Origin of the sequence: Actinomadura soli, from assembly GCF_005889715.1 — a bacterium.
Lineage (GTDB): Bacteria > Actinomycetota > Actinomycetes > Streptosporangiales > Streptosporangiaceae > Spirillospora > Spirillospora soli.
Window position 1 is genome coordinate 1 of the sequence record NZ_VCKW01000191.1, and the last position, 16825, is coordinate 16825.

Here is a 16825-nt window from a genome sequence, read left to right on the forward strand (position 1 = left end):
CCCCGACACCGTCGCCTTCGACGAGAAGACGATCATCGACTCCGACGGCATCATCAACCTGGACCGCATCCCCGAGACCATGGTCGTCGTCGGCGCCGGGGTCATCGGCATCGAGTACGCCTCGATGTTCGCCGCGCTCGGCACCAAGGTCACCGTCGTCGAGCGGCGCGAGCGGATGCTCGACTTCTGCGACCTGGAGATCGTCGAGGCGCTCAAGTACCACCTGCGCGACCTGGCCGTCACGTTCCGGTTCCGCGAGAGCGTCGCGTCCGTCGAACGGATGCCGCAGGGGGCGATCACCGTCCTGGAAAGCGGCAAGCGCATCCCCGCCGACACGGTCATGTACTCCGCCGGGCGGTACGGCATGACCGACGACCTCGCCCTGGACGCCGCCGGTCTCGCCGCCGACAACCGCGGCCGGATCAAGGTGGACGAGCACTACCGCACCGACGTCCCGCACATCTACGCCGTCGGCGACGTGATCGGCTTCCCGTCCCTCGCCGCGACGTCCATGGAGCAGGGCCGCCTGGCCGCCCACCACGCCTGCGGCGAGCCCGTCGCGGAGATCCACGAGACCCAGCCCATCGGCATCTACACGATCCCCGAGATCAGCTTCGTCGGACGCACCGAAGATGCCCTCACCGAGGCCAAAGTCCCCTTCGAGGTGGGCGTGTCCCGCTACCGCGAACTCGCCCGCGGCCAGATCATCGGCGACTCCTACGGGATGCTCAAACTCCTCGTCTCACCCGAAGACCGGCGCCTCCTCGGCGTCCACGTGTTCGGGACGGGCGCCACCGAACTCGTCCACATCGGCCAAACCGTCATGGGCTGCGGCGGCACCGTCGACTACCTGGTCAACGCCGTGTTCAACTACCCGACCCTCGCCGAGTCATACAAGGTCGCCGCCCTCGACGCGATGAACAAGATGCGCCACATCGCCCGCCTCTCCGGCTAGGACGGCCAAAGCAGGTTCTCCAGCTCGGCGTCGATGTCGATGAACTCGGTCTCCTCGCCCGCCGGGACGGTCTGGTACGTCCGGTGCAGGAAGTCGGCCAGCGGCGACAGCGGCACCTCGAACAACGCGTCCCCGAACGGGGACGACAGCGCGATGTTGAGCGTGCCGTCGTCGGAGCCCGGCCAGACCTCCACGTCCCCGTCCCCGACCTTCCGCACGATGCCGACCGTCAGGAGCTCCCTAGCGAAGATCCACTCCACCGGCTCGTCATCGCCCACGTAGAAGGCCATCCGGATCGCGTACGGATCGTCGGCCGCGTACTCCAGCCCGGCGAGCAGGGGAACGGTCGTACGGTCGGGGACGACGAGTCGTAGGCCCAGCTGTGCTGAGACGGTGGTGTTCATAGGCCATTCCCCATAACGTCGTGTCCCGCAGGCGGGGCTCCCCGTGAGTGCTTGTCCTCCCCACGGACATCCCCGCGATCTATGACGCCTAACTGCCTGAACTCGGCCGAACATTCCGGCGCCCCCGGCGTTTGTGACCCATCTCACCGCGCCTGACCTGCGCAAAGACGGATGTTTCCCACCTTGTGGCCCCGCCCTGCGGGGCGATCGGCACGGTAAAACCTTTCGTTTCCACCCCCGTCCACCGGGCCTTAGGGTAAAACCGTGGCAATCAAGAACGAAAAGGAAGCCCCACCCGCGGAGCCCCGCCGCATCCACCGGTTCCGCGAACGGATCCGGCGCAACCCGCTCCTCAACACGGCCTGGCGCCTCGGCGTCTTCGTGGTCGGCTCCGCCGTCCTCCTCGGCGGCCTCATCATGATGGTCACCCCCGGCCCCGGCATCCTCGGCATCGTCGTCGGCCTGGCCATCCTCGCCACCGAGTTCGCCTGGGCCCAGCGCGTCCTCCACCGAGCCAAGACCGCCGCCGACCGCGCCAAGGAAAAGGCCCTGGACCCCCGAGCCCGCCGCCGCAACCTCATCCTCGGCACCTTGACCGCCATCCTGGCCGCCGCCGCCCTCACCGCCTACCTGGCCATCTACGGCTTCGTCGTCCCGTGGAACATCGACGACCCCATCTTCTGGACCTGACCCGGCGTCCCCTCCGATGCGCACGCAACCCCCGACATGCGCTAGAGTTTCCGACGTCCAGGGCGATTAGCTCAGTGGGAGAGCGCTTCGTTCACACCGAAGAGGTCACTGGTTCGAACCCAGTATCGCCCACCATGCCAGACCCACTACAACCCGGAACCGATCCGGTGCCAAGTAGTAGGTCTTGCAAGGTAAACAACCAAGTAGAGCCCTTCCCCGTTAGGGGGAGGGCTCTGTTGGCGTTGGCGTTCTGGGGGGTGTGTACGCCTGGACGGTTGTCGATGCCGTCTTCGTCGCCTGCGCCCTCGACGAAGCGCGTCAGCCCCTCTGGGCCGCGTGGGGCGGCCTCGTGAGCTGCCCGATCGTCCAGGCGTATCGCCTCGATGGCCTTCAAGCTGGCGAAGGGCTCCTTGAGGGTGTGGCCGGTGATCTTGTCTTCCTCCACGAACAGCGCGTGGAAGATGGCCTGGTTGAGGAGGCGGCGTTGGATGTCGTTGCTGCGTAGGTACAGCGCTTGAGGATCTTCCAGCAGGGTGAGCGCAAGGTCGACAAGCCGGGCGGCGTCACTGAGCTCGGTGCTGGTGTCGCTGAGGCGGCTCTGCAGCTTGCGGCGGCGGGCCTCGATCTCCCGCAGCTTGAGCTTGATCCTCCCTTGCGGCATCTCACCATCTGCAGCTAGATCCAGCAGGTTCTCCTCCTTGGCGTCCAAGGCGGTGAGTTCGCTGGTCAGCTGCTGGTGCAGCAGTCGAGCGGAGGCTTCGCTCTTCCCGATGGCCTCGGCCAAGTAGCCGCGCACCTCGGCCATGAAGGCCGGAGCGAAGCGGATCCTGGCGTAGTGCTCCTCCACCGCGTCCTCCAGCCGCGCCACGTTGATGTGTGGTGTGTCGCAGGTGCCTTCCTTCTTCCTTCCCTGGCAGACGAAGTAGAGGTAGGTGGTGCCGTGCCGGTTGGTGGTCTCCTGCATGATCATGCGCTGGGTGAGGCGGCCGGCGTGGCAGGCCCCGCAGAACAACGAGCCCTTGAGGTAGTGGTGGTGGACGCGCCGGTACTCCTTGGCGGTTGTCCGCATCTCGATGACGTCCTGCACCTGCTCGAAGAGTTCCTCGCTGACAAGGGGCTCGTGGCGTCCGGCGATCTCGTCGCCCTGGAAAGTGATCACGCCAACGTAGTAGCGGTCGCGCAGCAGGTCGGAGAGCCGCGAGACGGAGATGGCCTGGGCAGGTCGCCCGGCTGTGGGACGTGTGCGCAGTCCGCGGTCGTACAACTCTTCGGATAGGTCATCCAGCGTGTACTCGCCCGTGGCGTACAGCTCGAAGGCCAGACGGATGAGTGGGCCGCGCTCGGGATCGATGATCACCGTCCGGATTTCGCGGCCTTCGACGCGCTTGGCTACGTTGAGGTAGCCGATGGGAGCGCGGCTGACGGTGCCGCCGTTCCTGGCCTTGTTGGCCATCTTGGTGCGGATGTCGTCGCCGCTCATGCGGACTTGCAGCTCGTTGAAGATCGCCAAGATCCCCTGCATGGCATCGCCGAGGTAGCCGTCGCCGAAGTTCTCCTTGGCGGAGATGAGGGTGATGCCCATCTTGGCGAGCTGCGCCTTGGTGGTGAGCTCTTCCAGGGCGTTCCGGAAGGCCCGGCTCATCATGTAGACGATGACGTACTTGACGTTCGGCAGGTTCGGCAGGTCGGCCATCATCTGCTGGAAGGCCACGCGCTTGTCGAGGCTGGTGGCCGAGCGGCCCGGCTCAACGTACTCCCGCACTACCGGCACGCCCATGTTGTCGGCCTTGCCCTGGCCGATGCGGCGCTGGGTGGGGATGGAGTTGCCTTCGGGGTCGTAGTCGGCGTCGGTGTCCATCTGCTTCTTGGAGGAGACGCGTAGGTAGAGGACGGCCTCTTCGACGGCTACGGCTGGCTCAGCAGGCGGGCCATCCCTCTCTATGGCAACAGACGCAGTGATCGCACCGTCGTACGGGCGATCGTCATCGAACAAGCCGAGGTAGGCGCTGGTCATATAGTTACCCCTTTCTGGCTGATTTCATAAAGCGGACTGCGTGACCACAGCCCAGCATTGCTGTGATAGCGTATTGACGTTTTATGGCAGATAATCCATACTGGAAACAACATGACGAATGAAGAATTATTTAATGACCTGAAACAATTCATCGAGGCGACGGTGTCGCAACACGTTAGTGGTGTCGAGCGACGTCTGGACGGAGTTGATCGACGTATCGAAGGGGTCGAGCGCCGCCTGGATGGTGTTGAACGGCGTTTCGATATTACGGATGAGAAGCTCGATGAGATACAAAACGCAATTGCCGACAATGTCCAAGACCATGAACGTCGCATCCAACGGCTGGAGCATCGAGCGGTGTAGGAATCTTTTGTGTGCTTTAGCTTCATGAGATTTCTCCTTTCTGCTGAACGAGTATTGTTTTGGGGACGTTCGCTAGCACTGCCTCGGAAAAGTCCACAGCCAACGCCTCCCACTGCTCGCTGCTGATGGTCGCCAGTCGCCGTCGCACCGGGTGATCAATAATCCGTTTCAACTCATGCAGCACGGTGGCAATGCGCCGATGCGGCGGGTCGCTCGCACGCACATGGATGTGCCAGTGGGGCCGTGCCCAGAAGGTGACGCCCGCCAACGGGATCGCCTCAGCGTAGCTAATGCGAACACTGGGGATAAGTGCACTCACCCGGTCGGGTATGTGCTGCACGGGCCCGGCCAAGAGTGTCCCGAGGAGAGTGGCCTGCTGCCGTGTCACCTGATGCAGCTCATCGAAACTGGTGATAGACGCATGCGCCATGGCACGCAGTCGACGCAGAACGCTGGGCGGGGAGTTGGGATCGCTGTAGATAGTCATTAAGATATTCCTCCTTCCCACCGCTTAAGTAGATGTACGTATGGCGCGCTCGTCGTTTTCATCTTCCCGATCGACAGGTCCAGTCGGGTCGATGGCGTACTCGTCCGCCAGGTGCTCGACGTAGGCGCAGGCAGCTGCGATGGCGTCTTCGGGGAGATGGCCGTACTGCTCACACAGGTAACTGCGCAGATCAGGTGGTGTGGGCGTCACGTCGTAGCCGATTCGACTGAGGAGTTCGGTGACTGGGACGTCGAGGGCGTAGGCCAGGCGCCGGATCGTTTCTGGCCGAGGCGAGTGCACGGTGCGACCATTCTCAATCGTGGTGAGCCCACCCGAGTCGAGCCCGGCCTTCTTGGCCACCTGGCGGATGGACAGACCCAGTTCCTCGCGCCGCGCCCTAATGTATTTCCTGAATTCGTCCGCAGCTGATGGTGCATCGTCTTTCATGTCTTTATCCTTTGTTATTTTGGTAGTCCCATTTTACCTCACCTGGTGGCAATTGCCAGCACTTTTGTATTCCCGTAAGTAGTTAAGTGGACACTTTCCGTAGTCATTAGCTATCTGCCATCTTCATCGGCTGGACTGGCAGTGAGATGCGCCGCGAAGTTCGCCGCCGTAATGACCCGGAACAGTTCCGGCTGAATGCCTCGCCCGGCGGCGAGGGCTGTTTTCAGCACCCGAACGCGCCGCTCATCTGGCACCACCCACAGCACGGCTGGGAACACCCCGTGCTCGGCTTGGTGGGCTCCGGTGGCTGCGTACTGCTGGTAGATAGCCGCCTTACGCAGCACGACGCCGGGATGCTCAGTGGCCCGATCGACCTCGATAAACCAGTGATCCTCGTAGTCGCCGGCAGCGGTGATGGCGAACAGATCAGGCTTCAGCCAGGCCCGCGTCCCGTGCGCTGCCAGGAACGTGCGCCAGCAGGACGGCTCGCTCTCGACGGCCACCAGTTCCAGGACGCCTCGGCGGTCAAGCTCCTGTAGCTGCGTGGCCAACTCCGCCCCCGCCAAGGTGTGCGTGATAAAGGCCGCCGAGGGCTCCAGATAGCGGCGACGGGCGGTCTCGCCGTGTACCGAGCGCAGCAGCCGTTCCCCGCGAGCGCCCAACTGCCAAACGATCCCCGACGACCCAGCCCGCACCCCGCCGATACGCCGCTGTAAGCGGATTACCAAGCCGCGTGACTCGAGACGGGACAGGACCCGCATGGCCGCGCCGGAGGCGGCGGCCTGGCTGCTGTGCCGCTCGCCCTCGCCATGGACGAAGTAGAGCCGCCGGATCAGGGCTGTGGTCAGCAGCCGATGAGCACGGAGGGCTTCCAACACCGCCCGGTCTCGCTCCGACAGGTGGAGCAGCAGCTCGGCAACATCGTTACGGGTCATGAAAGCGCCTCCTGGCGGCTGGCGGGCCGGTGGCCGAGGCCAACCGGGAAGCGGGAGAGGAGACCGGAAGGACGGTCAGTCCCATCCCGCACAGTGGCCATGAGGGCCGGTGAGCTGGGCCAATGCAGCCGCGTGAGCCTCGCGAACCTCCGGCCGAGGACAGGGGCGAAGCCAGGGGGAAGATCTGGGGGATCGCCACCATGCATCACGAGGTCCTCCGTTGGCGGCGCCGTCGACCGATCCGAGTTGGCGGCCGGGCGGGCGGTTCGGGGTGTGGTGCTTCATCGGCTTCTGGGGCGGGTGGTTGCGGTGCCGGGCCGTAGCCAGCACGCACGGCCGCCCGCACCTGCTCGGGATCGGTAGTCGCGGGAGGCGGCGGCAGAGTCTCAACCAATGCCCAACCTGAGGGCCGCCCGTTCGCCACCAAGTTCGCGTAGGCGTGGAAGCGTGGCAACGCCATGAATTCCTCGGCCACCAGACCGGGCGCCAGGCGAGCCATATCGCGGGCGTCATCGTGTTCGGTGGCGAACACAATCTTGCTGCGCGCGTTTATGTCAACGGCCGCGCGCAGTTCGGGTCCGAATTGGTGACGGAACTGGCTGGCCAAGATCCAGCCGACGCCGAGTGAGCGGGACTGCGCCAGGGCGTCGGCAAGTGGTACGGGCAGGCCCGTGAAGCGGTGAGCTTCGTCGATGAACATCATGCCGGGTCGCCCGCTGGGGTCGGTCTCGCTGGCTCGTTCCTGGATGGCTTGCCATAGGTCGGCCACCACCAGGTTGCCGAGCAGCGTGGCGGTACCGCTGCCCACCAAGCCCTCGTTCAACGGGATCAGCACGATCTTGTTCTCCCGGAACACGTCGCGCAGCCGGAAGCGCCCCGTTCGTTGATTCAACATCCGCGTCAGCGCAGGTCGGAGCAGGAACTGTCGCAGTTTGTTCAAAGCTGGTGCGATGGCGGCGGCCTGGGCGCCCGGAGACTGGCTCTGGTACCAGGACCAGAAGCCGGCCAGAGCGACGTCGTCTTGTACTCGGCCGACCAAGGGGCGACGGAACTCCGGCTCGGTCAGCAACCGCGGCAGGTCGATGAGCGTAGCTGGATGCTCGGACGTACTGGTGCGCGCCAGGGTGCGCAGGGAGGCTGACATGATGTCGCTCGTCCTGGGACCCCAGCCGTCACTGAACACGGCTTGAAAGACGGCCATGATGCCGTCGACCACCACATCAGGATCTCGGTTGGCTACTTCCAGCGGGTTGAAGCTAACTGGCGTGGCATCGGCGGCGTTGAGCTCCACCACGTCGCCAATCCGGTGCTCCGGTATCCGCGCCATGATGTCGTCGATGAGTTGGCGTTTCGGGTCGAGCACCACCACCGGCCGCCCGGCGGCTATATCCGCCATGATGAGGTGCAACAGAGCAGTCGTCTTACCAGATCCGCTCGGCCCGTAGGTGATGGCGTGGAACGTCTGGTCCGTGGGGGAGATGCCTATCTGGCGGTCATCACCCGGCACCGCGCTCCGCGCGAAGACGCGAGGCCCTTGGTGGACGGTGGCCGCTGCGCGCAGCGGTTTCGGATGCACCGGTGGCAAGCCAGGCAAGTCGGCTGTCTGCTGGTCATCGTCGTAGGGCCAACCGAGCAGCGCGGCCACCTCGGTCACGCTGAGCCGCAGCGGCCAGTGCCACGGCGCCCGCGCCTGCGAGAGTCGTTCGGCGGGCTCGCGCACCAGGTCGAGCCGGACGCCGGGCGTCTGCGTGGTGGCCAATGCACCGAGCAGGTCACGCAGCAGGCGACGACGACGCGTGGCGTCGTGGCTGGCCACGCCGAGGCGGACGGTCGCCGCGAACCCGGCTTGTCCGAGCCGCCGTGCCAGGCGTTTGCGCGTCTCGGGGCTGGCCGGACGTTGCCCTCGGGTGAGTAGCGTCCATAGCGAAGCGGGCTCGATCGCCCTGGCCGGTACCGACCGCGGTGAACGCGACGGCCCGAGCACGGTTTGCACGACCAACTCCTCGCCTACGCGCAGCGGCACGGCTATGGCGGACAGCAGCGCCCGCGTGGTGGCTTCGGGCGTCTCGGTGTGAAGCGGCAACCCGGCCGGACATTGCCGGAGTTGTCCGGCCGCTGTCGGCCGACGCCGCGGCGCTGGGTGAGGACCGCCCATGACGAGCAGGGCTCGGGGGAGCGCGTCCGCCAGGCGACGTCGCAACCGTGTTGCCTCCCGTGCGTCGCAGCCCAGCAGGTAGCGCACACGGCGGCCGTCGGCACGGACTTCCAGCACCAGCCGTCCGGCTCTCGGCTCCGATGCCAGGTGCGTCAGCCACTCGACCACCCGGCCGAAGGCGAGAGGGCGCGGTAGATACAACTCGCCGAACACCATGCGACTGGCCTCACTCATCGTTACCCTCTCGCCCGCTTTGTGGGTGCTCGACCCTCTCCTCTTCGTCGTGCCCGCGGCGGGCGTCATGCTCGACCTGGGCCTGCCGTTCCGCTTCGGCTTGCGCCAAGCTGATAAGGGCCTTGCCGAGCTTGCGCATATCCGGGGGATCGCGTCGCACGCCCCGCACCCGGAAGCGGCGTTCCTCTCGCCGTGGCCGATTGTGTCGCTTACGTTTTCCCATGTCGCACCTCCTTTCCGCTTAGGTGCTGACAGTTGTCAGCACTCTGCTTTCTACTTGTTGCCGAAAATGATCTTTTCGTCAACGGTATTTGTGGATTCCACAACAACTACCTCTGTGACACATGACAGGTGCCGGTTCACCACTGCGAGCGTCGCCAGCGCGTAACGGCCACCACGCCCCACACGATCCCGGCGATCACGACCGCGCCGATGAGCCACGGCACGATCGGCTGGAGATATGCCACAGCCATGTTGAGCGCGAGCATTGTTCCGAGGACTAGCAAGCTGGCGCGAAACACCGTTTGAAATGGCCCGCCGCCGTTGTCACCCATCGCGGCTCACTCCTTTCGTGTGCGGTCGCTGGGCACTGGATAACCAGGAATGACGATGTCGGCGTCGACCTCATTGCCCCACACGAACCAGGGCTTGTCACTGGGCGGACGGCGGCGGGCGAACAGCTCCAGATACGGTGGATGCGATATCCGCTCGATAACGGCGTACTGCTCTTCCGGTTTGTGGCTGTGCTCCTGCACCGGTGCATTGATCCAGGTCGGCTGAGACCGGAAGCGCACTGGTGCCCGCCCACGCGTGGCAAACAACAGATGCTCGGTGCTATTGCGCAGGTAGTGGCCCAGTCCGAGGGAGAACTTCACCCACGTAAGGGGTGAGCGCACTATGAATCCCCATGCTTCGGCGACGTCGAATGCATCCCGAAGTGCAGAATTTGTTGTCCACAACCACAAATGTGCATCGTCCTCGGCCAGTTCCGCTACTGGCAATGCCTTGATACGCTCCAGCGTTAGGAGCGGGTAGTGCCGTGCTGCGCCGCGTGCACCCTTTTGATGTATGTCCCACGGACAGTCGGCCATGATGGTGCGGAACTTCGCGGGCACGTGCGGCGGGATGGTGGCGTCGTGCTCTGCCACGGTGTTCTCCTTTCTGCTCCCGACATGTCTCAGGCGTCGGGACGCAGGGTTAGTTATGACGAAGAGAGATGGTCACGGCAACCGTCGATCCGGTCGAACGTTCGACCGAAGCTTCGGCCGGATCGACGCTGCCCTGTCTCTGGTGATTGCCTGGGTGTCGGCGTCCTGCGTTGCGACGGAAAATGCGTTGTGCTTTTCGCAGCGGACAGGCAGATAGCTACGGTTCGGCGCGAACTGAACTACCGGGCCTGTGTGCGACGAGGCTGGCGAACAAAGCGCGGCCGACGGCCCCCGGCTGGCTGTGCTGGTCGATGCGGCTGACGCTGATGCGACGGTCGAACACCTCGTCGCCGACCTGGCTGCCAAGCACCACGGCGTGAACGCGCCCGGGAAAAGCCGTCAGCTCGGCCAGTGTTCGACGCGGATCGGGGTCGAGGATCTGGAAGTCGGATAGCAGCACCAGTGTCACCGCGTGGTCGGGGTGACCCGTGGCCAGCTCAATGGGCCGCGCCAGGCTGGGCGCCAGCACACTTGATCCAGCCCCGTCAGGCGGTACCCGCAGCCCCGTTCGCAGCCGCGCCACACCGTGCCGGGTGAGAGGCACCGGTGCCACGTCGGCATGTGAGGGCGAGTCGAAGTGCAGTATCGCGCCGAGCTCATGCGACGAGCCGTAACGCGCCACCAACGACAAGGCGCTGCCCACCTCGGCGAAGCGCTGGGCCGCCGGATCGGTGCCGCCCGTGCTCACCACCGAACCCGAGTCGTCGAACAATGCGATGACCAGCGTCGGCACCGGTGCCGGCCGCCCCGGCTTTCCGAGATCCGAGGCCGATGTAGAAGCGACGGTCGGATGCGTCGTTCCGAATACTGGAGGTGCCCCCAGGAGACGACTGGGCTGGAGGACGCTGGAGAGGAGTCGGGAGAACGTCACGCCGCACCATCCCGGCGTCGCCTCCCGATAACCCCACCCGCGTCCCCGGCCGGGAAGCCGTGCCCGAGCACCTGCGGGTTGTTGCGCAGAATCCGCCACGACAGCGCCTCGATCTGCTGTACCGCGGCCAAGCCGCGCGCCTGGTGCTCAGCCAGGAGGGAACGGGCTGCCTCCTCGGCCTCGGCCTGTCGCCGAACATCTGACAAGGCGGCGAGCTGGCGGTAATGCCGCTCGGCCTTGCTCGCCCGCTTAGCGGCGGCACTGATCAGGTCGGCGACTTCATCGGCCGCCGCGTAGCCGAGCAGGAACGAGCCGAGCGCGGTGGCCGCGGCCAAGAGGCCGAACATGAGCCCGGCCGCGCTGCCCTCGGTGCTGGCCCGCAGGACGAAGATGCCGACCGCCAACAAGCCGACCACCACCAGCGAGACGAAGCCGACCAGCCCGGCCAAGCCAACGCCTCGGTCGCCTCCCGCGAACAAACGCCAGTAGCGCCGCTCATCGTCGGTCAGCGACTCAGCATCGCGTACGCGGGCACGGGCCATCCGCAGGTACTTGACCTCCAGTCCCACCAGCCCGGTGCAACCAGCCGCCACGCCGGAGGCCAGGGCCTGTCCGAACGCGATAGCGGGCACTTCACCAAAGGAGACAGCAGCGGCCCAGACGCCGGATAGATCACCGATCACCAAGGCGAGCCAGCCCCACCAGTACCGCCACTTGGCACCCGGCTCGCGCCGCGTGTACGGCAGCAGCACCCGCGCGGCATGCTGGGCATCCGCCTTGGCTTGGCGCACCGCGTCGGCCTGCTCGGTCAACAGCAGCTCGGCCGCTGCCGTCCGGCGGGCCAGGCCGCGAGCGCGCATCTGGTGCGGGCGTGCCGCTCGCTCGCCCTCGGCCGCCCACGCCACCGCCTGCTCGCCCGCCAGCGCCTGGTACTCCCGCTCGACGTACGTCTCGCCCATATGAGACGGCCGCACCTGTGCGTCCGGCTCGTCGACCGGCGGCAACACAATCTGGTCGGCCTGGTGCGCCCAAGCGTCGGCGGGCAAACTGCCAGCCGGCCGCAACCGTGAACTCCGCCAGCGCATCCCGTTCACCGTCCGGCTTGCGCGTAGTCGGTGACAGCCAGGCAGGATGCCGCGCCGCTCTTCTTACAGAGCGCCGTGTAGTAAGCCACCAGGCCCTCCACCACGCTGGAGCGCGGCGGCTTCCCGGCCACCCGGCCCAAGCCCGCCACCGTCAGCGAGGCGCCAGGCAGCTTCGGCACCGTGGTCGTAGCGGCGAGCTGCTTCGCCTTCCTGACGGTGAAGCCCCGCCCACCGACGCGACGCTCGACGTTCTCCAGGCCGTCCGTGAAGACGTACGCCTCCAACCGGTGGCCACTGCCGAGCTGCCGTTGCCAGTCGGCGGCGTGCCGCAACTGCCCCGTGATGTCCGAGCCGCCGCCCGGCAGCTTGGTCAGGGCGCTGCTGTAGGCGGGACGAATACGTCCCATGGCCGACGCGACCAGCTTCGGCACGCGCTTGAGCCGGGCGTTGTCCGTCGCCCCGTGCGGGTGGAGCGGCTGGTCGTACAGGGTGATGGTGGCCGCGCTGCTCGATGAGAACACCAGGACCCGCAGACGGCCGGAGCAGACGGCCGTGCGGCGCATGATCTGTTCCACCGCGGCCAGGCGCTCGTCGGTGATGGCCTTGGCGTTGCTGGAGGCGGTGCCGTCGATGGCCACCAGGGCGCCGGGCGGCTGCTTCGGGCAGGTGGCAAGGAGGCGCTTGTCGTCGGCGAGGTGGCCGGACGTTGGGGTGGTGAGGGTGCAGGCGGCGAGGGAGAGGGCGGCGAGGCCGGATGCGGCCGTGATCGGCAGTACATGAGGCCGACGAATTGCTGCCCGGATAGTGCGTAGGATGATTACTCTCTTTCGACGAGGGAATGGAGGTGAGCTTGTTGAAACAGAGTTCAGATGGAGGGAACGAGCGCCCCAACGCGAGTCCGGGGCGCTCGAATCCGACTAGTTGTTGTCGGGGATGCCGAGAAGGCGGCGCAGCTTGGCGTTGTCGGCACGGAGCTGCTTGTTCTCTCCCTGGAGGTCGCTCACTTTTCGACGGTTCTGCTTAGCGAAGCCGTACTCGTCACGACGTACGCCGAGCGCGGGAGCGAGGATGCCCCCGATGAGGCCACCGACGAGGAGGCTCGCTACAACGAAGACGAACTGGCTCAGGCTGCGCCCGTTGAGGGCCATGCAGAACGTGACCCCACCGGCGAGGCCAATGAAGAGCGCCAGAGCGAACTCCGCCCACGAGTGGGTGGAACGCGGCGCCCGTAGTGCCACATAAGTGGCGATCGAGAGCGTTGCGACGACGGCTCCGAAGACGGAACCGGCGAGGAACTCCGCAAAGGATGCGAAGTGGAAGTAATCAAGCATCTTGGGGTCTCTCTCGCTGGTGCGGGAGAGGGTGGCCACCCCCTGCACCCGTTTGGGCGCAATTTGAGAGTGCAACGACCCCAACTAAGATTCTAGAGCTACAAAATTCTAGAAGATCTAGAAACCGGGTACGGGTCTGACCTGGGATTTTGTAGATCTTTTAGCAGATCCGGCGATTTGCGAATCAACTCTATGTCGAAAATCGGAGATGCTAGATGCTCGTCAGGAAGCCTGCTGCCCGCCCTCGGGGTCTTTAACATGCCCCATGATGCGCACGAATGCTTCCTGTTGTGGGTCGTAGAGACCGTGTCCAGCCTCTGCTTGCAAAAAGACATGGTGCAGCCAGGCTACTTCGTCTGGAGTGAATACAGCATCAGCGCCAAGATCCTCCGGACGCTGAGATGATTCGTTAAGGAGATAGAGATAGTTGTCTTCGAGGTATTCGTGGGCTCTCTGTCTCACTGTCATATCGCTGTCACGAAGTAGTCGTTCCAGGTAAGGCTTGATGTGACCACGATCACCGCTCTCTGCAAGTTGAAAAAGAAATATTGCTGCGTGTTGCCTGTCGAAGGAGACTGGACTTTCCGCCTGGGCAGTGAAGATCTCACGCGCACGCTCAACATCTGTTTTCGGCAAGTCAGAAAGGGCGAGCCCCAACAACACACTTTGTTGTTTAAGGAAAGGATCTTCAACATTACCTATTTGCCGGGAGTACCTGTACGCCTCAATTACGTCCTCGACTGGTTCAGATTGAAGTGCTTGAACTAAAGAATCGATCTTTCCTCGACTCTTTTCAACCCAGATATTCCAGGCTTGCAGATCCTTTTCGGAATCGTATTCACGGCTTTCTGTCATACCTTTCCATAATAGAAAATTATCTGAATAAAAACAACTGCCATAAAGCTTGGTGCTGCCCCTGCTAGAATCCATGCCCGGCAGACCGACGTTGCTCCACCGTCTTGCGTTGGGTGTGAAGTGGATCAGGACACGAAGCAGGAGATGCTAGATAAGCTGATGCTTCTGACCAATGAGGCAGGAGTACAGCGCCCAGGCTTGTACGCCAGAGTGGGTAGCGAACTGCGAAAGTATTGGCAGATTGCTGAAGAAGATCAAGACTATGTGAAAGCTATTGTCATCTGTCAGATCGAAAGACTCTTGGAAGAGGTCTGCGACGAGGACGCCAAGCTGTACTTTCGTGTTGCGTTCAATCTAAAGCCAGCGGAAGGCGAAGAAAAGCTAGCCCTGGGTGTGCGACTGCAGCGCAATGCTCTCGACAGTAACCAGTATTATGGTGAATACAGAAAAGAGTATGCTCAGAAGTTTCTGAGTAACTTTGACAACCCGTCATACACGCGCGCCGAACTAGCCGCTGTGCTGAAACGAACAAAAAACATCGACCTGTCTCAGGTAGAAGATTCTCCTGATGCTGAATCTAAGGGGACTGGGCAGGAAGCTACCGAGTCCAATGGAGGCATAGCTGAGGATAAAGCACCGGACTCGGAGATCCCACCGCCAGGGTCGAATTCCTCAAAAAAGGGGGTATTGACACGACTTCCACCTATGGTGCGGTACGTCTTGGCGGGGACTGTGGCAGTCGTGCTTACTTCAGTTGGAGGTGTGGGATTCTATTTGGTTTCAAATGATCGAGAACCGCCAAAAGCTAAGCAGGCTGGGGCAGTCCCGGTGGATGTCCTGAGTCCGTCAACTTCTCCTCAGCCTCTTTCTCAAAGCCCTAGTAGTCGTTCAAGTAGTCCTGCCTGGCCTGACTGCGCACCCACGATTAAGGGTTCTCCTATTACCTGTATGACACCGCCGAAGGTGAAGGACACGAAAAATCTCGCTATCTCACTTATGGGTGGAAGTGCATATCTTTTTGCAGGCTCCCCTGCCGAGCTTGCAAATATCGAAGCACCGCCGGAATTTCCCGAGCATGCAAAACTTGGACACTGCGACTACTGGGAGAACTGGATTCTGCGCCAAAGCAAAGTTTACAGGGTCTTCCCAACGCTTTCGGTTGGCGTGAAGTCGCAAGAAGGAGAATTGGTTGTACTAAAGAATATCGAATCGCTTGTTTATTCGAGGGTGCGCCTTAAGGAAAGTGGAGCTGTTCGTCTTCGTTGTGAAAATGGAGCGGGTGGTGATGGTGTCTTCATTCAAACCGACACTGTGACCAAGGCTAATCGAGTGTTCAACGATAATGACGGGACACAAAAGTTGATGCCGCCCACCGCAGTAGTGCTTGATGCGGGAAAGCCAGGATATCAGGGTGCCATTATTGAGATACGCTCTCATCCCCGGTACGTCTATACGGGCACAATCGTCATCACGATGGAGGTTAAGGGGAAAGTACAGCAGATCCGATTTGGTACCCCGCTTCGTCCTTTCCGGTGGGTGGGATCTGATGGGCCCGAAAAGCCGCATGAATGGATGGGGCCTTCGTATGACTGGAGCCTCTCAGAGAAGCGTTGGAAGCAAGTTTCTGACTATGCTCACGAGTAGTCTTTGTCGTGCGTGCCAGCCGCCCAAGTAAACGGTCCAGCCAGCCGACCATTTTCGTTCGTCATCGAGTGCTGCTTGAAGTATCTTCTCTAGTGAGTGATCTTTACGTCGACGGTGACTAAGGATTAGTACGCAAATGTGAAATGGGCGAGGCCCGCCCGCACCAACCATAGGTCGATCCAGGCAGGCCCCGCCCGCATCTCATCCCAAGGCCGTAACCCCAGGCCAGGTACTTCCCGCTACGAGGACTTACCGCCCCGGCGGGATCCGGCCGGCTTCTGAGGCGAGCTGTCCTCGCCCATCAGGCCCTGGAGGACCTCGCGCCGTGCCTTGAGTGCGCGCTCCTCGTTGTCCAGGCTCGCCAGCGCCTTCGCCCGAATCTCGGGGTCGGACAGCTGCTTCGCGATCCAGTCGGTGAGCGCTTCGATGCCAGCGTCATTGACGCTGAGTTCGGTGATCTGGAGAACCGAGTCCAGCCGGCCGCGCAGCTCGGGGCTGACGCGGATGGCGACGGTCTTCTTCTCCTCACCGGTACCAGTTGGCTGCTCGCTCACGAGCTACCTCCTCGGCGGATTGCGGCTGACGAACCCCATGACTGAGTTCATCGATGAAACCGCATTGGGCCGACGAGGGGATGTGCTGGTCAATGGTGACCGTTCACCCGTGCTGACGTTTGTCAGCATTCCTATTTATAATCACCCATCGATAAAAGTCAATGCCTCGTCCTAGGATCGACGTGCAATCGCATACTAGCTGGGCTTCTAGTCGTCGGCGACCGCACCTACGGTGATGCCGGGGAGGTAACGAAGCAAAGCGCGCCCCGCAGCGGAAATGAAGCGGGACGCGCTTTGAGTAGATGCTGCCTTATCTAAACCCGTTGTAAATCACATCCTCGATGTGCGCCCTGATGACGCGCAAGCTGGGCGACCCCTCCTGCGACGTGGTGTTGTGCGTGATGCACCAGATCACGTCCAGCTCCGAACGCAGGTAGAAGCGCCCTCGCCCTTTGCGACTAGTGTTCTGAGTCATTAGTTCTTCGTTAGTCGGTAGGGTGTGGGGATGCCGAGCCCGAAGCTGGAACCGGTGGTGTTGTCCGACGAGGAGCGGTCGGTGCTGACCGGGTGGGTGCGCCGTCGCAAGACCTCCC

Annotated in this window: 20 protein-coding genes, 1 tRNA gene and 1 pseudogene; 7 read left to right on the forward strand and 15 right to left on the reverse strand. The window is 63.2% G+C overall.

The features are described 5' to 3' along the window. On the forward strand, positions 1–955 hold a 955-nt coding region (gene sthA / locus ETD83_RS29435), incomplete at its 5' end, for a Si-specific NAD(P)(+) transhydrogenase (RefSeq protein WP_138648472.1). Here sthA and ETD83_RS29440 read toward each other — a convergent pair. Beyond that, complete coding sequence (locus ETD83_RS29440; protein ID WP_138648473.1) at positions 952–1359, reverse strand: SsgA family sporulation/cell division regulator; 408 nt, start codon at positions 1357–1359, stop codon at positions 952–954. The genes sthA and ETD83_RS29440 overlap by 4 nt on opposite strands. A gap of 264 nt (positions 1360–1623) precedes the next feature. Here ETD83_RS29440 and ETD83_RS29445 point away from each other — a divergent pair, with 264 nt between their 5' ends. The 4 genes from ETD83_RS29445 (at position 1624) to ETD83_RS44930 (ending at position 2728) form a co-directional block, all read left to right on the forward strand. Next, on the forward strand, positions 1624–2049 hold the full coding sequence (locus ETD83_RS29445) for a TIGR02611 family protein (protein WP_138648474.1): 426 nt from the start codon (positions 1624–1626) through the stop codon (positions 2047–2049). Between the two features lie 60 nt (positions 2050–2109). Next, a tRNA-Val gene (locus ETD83_RS29450) sits at positions 2110–2184 on the forward strand. Between the two features lie 124 nt (positions 2185–2308). Continuing rightward, positions 2309–2554 carry a hypothetical protein gene (locus ETD83_RS44925; protein ID WP_230421275.1) on the forward strand — a complete coding sequence of 82 codons (246 nt, stop codon included), beginning with the start codon at positions 2309–2311 and terminating at the stop codon, positions 2552–2554. 9 nt (positions 2555–2563) lie between these two features. Further along, positions 2564–2728: a hypothetical protein gene (locus tag ETD83_RS44930; RefSeq protein ID WP_230421276.1), complete on the forward strand. Its 165-nt coding sequence runs from the start codon at positions 2564–2566 to the stop codon at positions 2726–2728. 213 nt (positions 2729–2941) lie between these two features. Here the strand turns inward: ETD83_RS44930 and ETD83_RS46135 are convergent. Next, positions 2942–4063 (reverse strand): annotated as a pseudogene (locus ETD83_RS46135) (recombinase family protein); the annotation flags it as partial. Between the two features lie 111 nt (positions 4064–4174). Between ETD83_RS46135 and ETD83_RS29470 the strand changes: the two are divergent. Continuing rightward, a complete protein-coding gene (locus ETD83_RS29470; protein WP_138648476.1) occupies positions 4175–4426 on the forward strand; it encodes a hypothetical protein in 252 nt (83 codons plus the stop codon). A 22-nt stretch (positions 4427–4448) separates the two neighbouring features. Here ETD83_RS29470 and ETD83_RS29475 read toward each other — a convergent pair whose 3' ends face one another. The 12 genes from ETD83_RS29475 to ETD83_RS29530 form a co-directional block, all read right to left on the reverse strand. Next, positions 4449–4913 carry a hypothetical protein gene (locus ETD83_RS29475; protein ID WP_138648477.1) on the reverse strand — a complete coding sequence of 155 codons (465 nt, stop codon included), beginning with the start codon at positions 4911–4913 and terminating at the stop codon, positions 4449–4451. Between the two features lie 24 nt (positions 4914–4937). Continuing rightward, positions 4938–5360 (reverse strand): helix-turn-helix domain-containing protein, encoded by a 423-nt coding sequence (locus ETD83_RS29480; RefSeq protein WP_138648478.1) that lies wholly within the window; start codon positions 5358–5360, stop codon positions 4938–4940. A 110-nt stretch (positions 5361–5470) separates the two neighbouring features. Continuing rightward, a complete protein-coding gene (locus ETD83_RS29485) occupies positions 5471–6295 on the reverse strand; it encodes a replication-relaxation family protein (RefSeq protein WP_138648479.1) in 825 nt (274 codons plus the stop codon). Positions 6296–6500: 205 nt separating this feature from the next. Then, entirely contained in the window at positions 6501–8684 is a 2184-nt protein-coding gene (locus ETD83_RS29490) for a type IV secretory system conjugative DNA transfer family protein (RefSeq protein WP_138648480.1), read from the reverse strand. Further along, positions 8677–8907, reverse strand: coding sequence for a hypothetical protein (locus ETD83_RS29495; RefSeq protein WP_138648481.1), 231 nt, complete (start codon positions 8905–8907; stop codon positions 8677–8679). Before ETD83_RS29495 ends, ETD83_RS29490 begins: the two co-directional genes overlap by 8 nt. Before the next feature lie 136 nt (positions 8908–9043). Continuing rightward, positions 9044–9238 carry a hypothetical protein gene (locus tag ETD83_RS29500; RefSeq protein WP_138648482.1) on the reverse strand — a complete coding sequence of 65 codons (195 nt, stop codon included), beginning with the start codon at positions 9236–9238 and terminating at the stop codon, positions 9044–9046. Between the two features lie 6 nt (positions 9239–9244). Continuing rightward, positions 9245–9832, reverse strand: a complete 588-nt coding sequence (locus tag ETD83_RS29505; RefSeq protein WP_205717951.1) for an MT-A70 family methyltransferase — start codon at positions 9830–9832, stop codon at positions 9245–9247. A gap of 217 nt (positions 9833–10049) precedes the next feature. Continuing rightward, entirely contained in the window at positions 10050–10625 is a 576-nt protein-coding gene (locus tag ETD83_RS29510) for a vWA domain-containing protein (protein WP_138648483.1), read from the reverse strand. Between the two features lie 134 nt (positions 10626–10759). Next, positions 10760–11722: a hypothetical protein gene (locus tag ETD83_RS29515; RefSeq protein ID WP_138648484.1), complete on the reverse strand. Its 963-nt coding sequence runs from the start codon at positions 11720–11722 to the stop codon at positions 10760–10762. 131 nt (positions 11723–11853) lie between these two features. Further along, a complete protein-coding gene (locus ETD83_RS29520; protein WP_138648485.1) occupies positions 11854–12486 on the reverse strand; it encodes a hypothetical protein in 633 nt (210 codons plus the stop codon). A 279-nt stretch (positions 12487–12765) separates the two neighbouring features. After that, on the reverse strand, positions 12766–13218 hold the full coding sequence (locus ETD83_RS29525) for a hypothetical protein (protein ID WP_138648486.1): 453 nt from the start codon (positions 13216–13218) through the stop codon (positions 12766–12768). A gap of 183 nt (positions 13219–13401) precedes the next feature. Next, positions 13402–14109 carry a hypothetical protein gene (locus tag ETD83_RS29530; RefSeq protein WP_138648487.1) on the reverse strand — a complete coding sequence of 236 codons (708 nt, stop codon included), beginning with the start codon at positions 14107–14109 and terminating at the stop codon, positions 13402–13404. A gap of 45 nt (positions 14110–14154) precedes the next feature. Here ETD83_RS29530 and ETD83_RS29535 point away from each other — a divergent pair, with 45 nt between their 5' ends. Further along, positions 14155–15678, forward strand: coding sequence for a hypothetical protein (locus tag ETD83_RS29535; RefSeq protein ID WP_138648488.1), 1524 nt, complete (start codon positions 14155–14157; stop codon positions 15676–15678). Between the two features lie 239 nt (positions 15679–15917). Here the strand turns inward: ETD83_RS29535 and ETD83_RS29540 are convergent, their stop codons facing one another. Beyond that, complete coding sequence (locus ETD83_RS29540) at positions 15918–16232, reverse strand: hypothetical protein (RefSeq protein WP_138648489.1); 315 nt, start codon at positions 16230–16232, stop codon at positions 15918–15920. Positions 16233–16825 lie beyond the last annotated feature (593 nt).

Coding starts and splice junctions, on each gene's coding strand:
- ETD83_RS29490 (WP_138648480.1), bottom strand. CDS start 8,684: ATGAGTGAGGCCAGTCGCATGGTGTTCGGCGAGTTGTATCTACCGCGC.
- ETD83_RS29495 (WP_138648481.1), bottom strand. CDS start 8,907: ATGGGAAAACGTAAGCGACACAATCGGCCACGGCGAGAGGAACGCCGC.
- ETD83_RS29530 (WP_138648487.1), bottom strand. CDS start 14,109: ATGGATTCTAGCAGGGGCAGCACCAAGCTTTATGGCAGTTGTTTTTAT.
- ETD83_RS29500 (WP_138648482.1), bottom strand. CDS start 9,238: ATGGGTGACAACGGCGGCGGGCCATTTCAAACGGTGTTTCGCGCCAGC.
- ETD83_RS29515 (WP_138648484.1), bottom strand. CDS start 11,722: ATGGGCGAGACGTACGTCGAGCGGGAGTACCAGGCGCTGGCGGGCGAG.
- ETD83_RS29480 (WP_138648478.1), bottom strand. CDS start 5,360: ATGAAAGACGATGCACCATCAGCTGCGGACGAATTCAGGAAATACATT.
- ETD83_RS29475 (WP_138648477.1), bottom strand. CDS start 4,913: ATGACTATCTACAGCGATCCCAACTCCCCGCCCAGCGTTCTGCGTCGA.
- ETD83_RS29470 (WP_138648476.1), top strand. CDS start 4,175: ATGACGAATGAAGAATTATTTAATGACCTGAAACAATTCATCGAGGCG.
- ETD83_RS29440 (WP_138648473.1), bottom strand. CDS start 1,359: ATGAACACCACCGTCTCAGCACAGCTGGGCCTACGACTCGTCGTCCCC.
- ETD83_RS29485 (WP_138648479.1), bottom strand. CDS start 6,295: ATGACCCGTAACGATGTTGCCGAGCTGCTGCTCCACCTGTCGGAGCGA.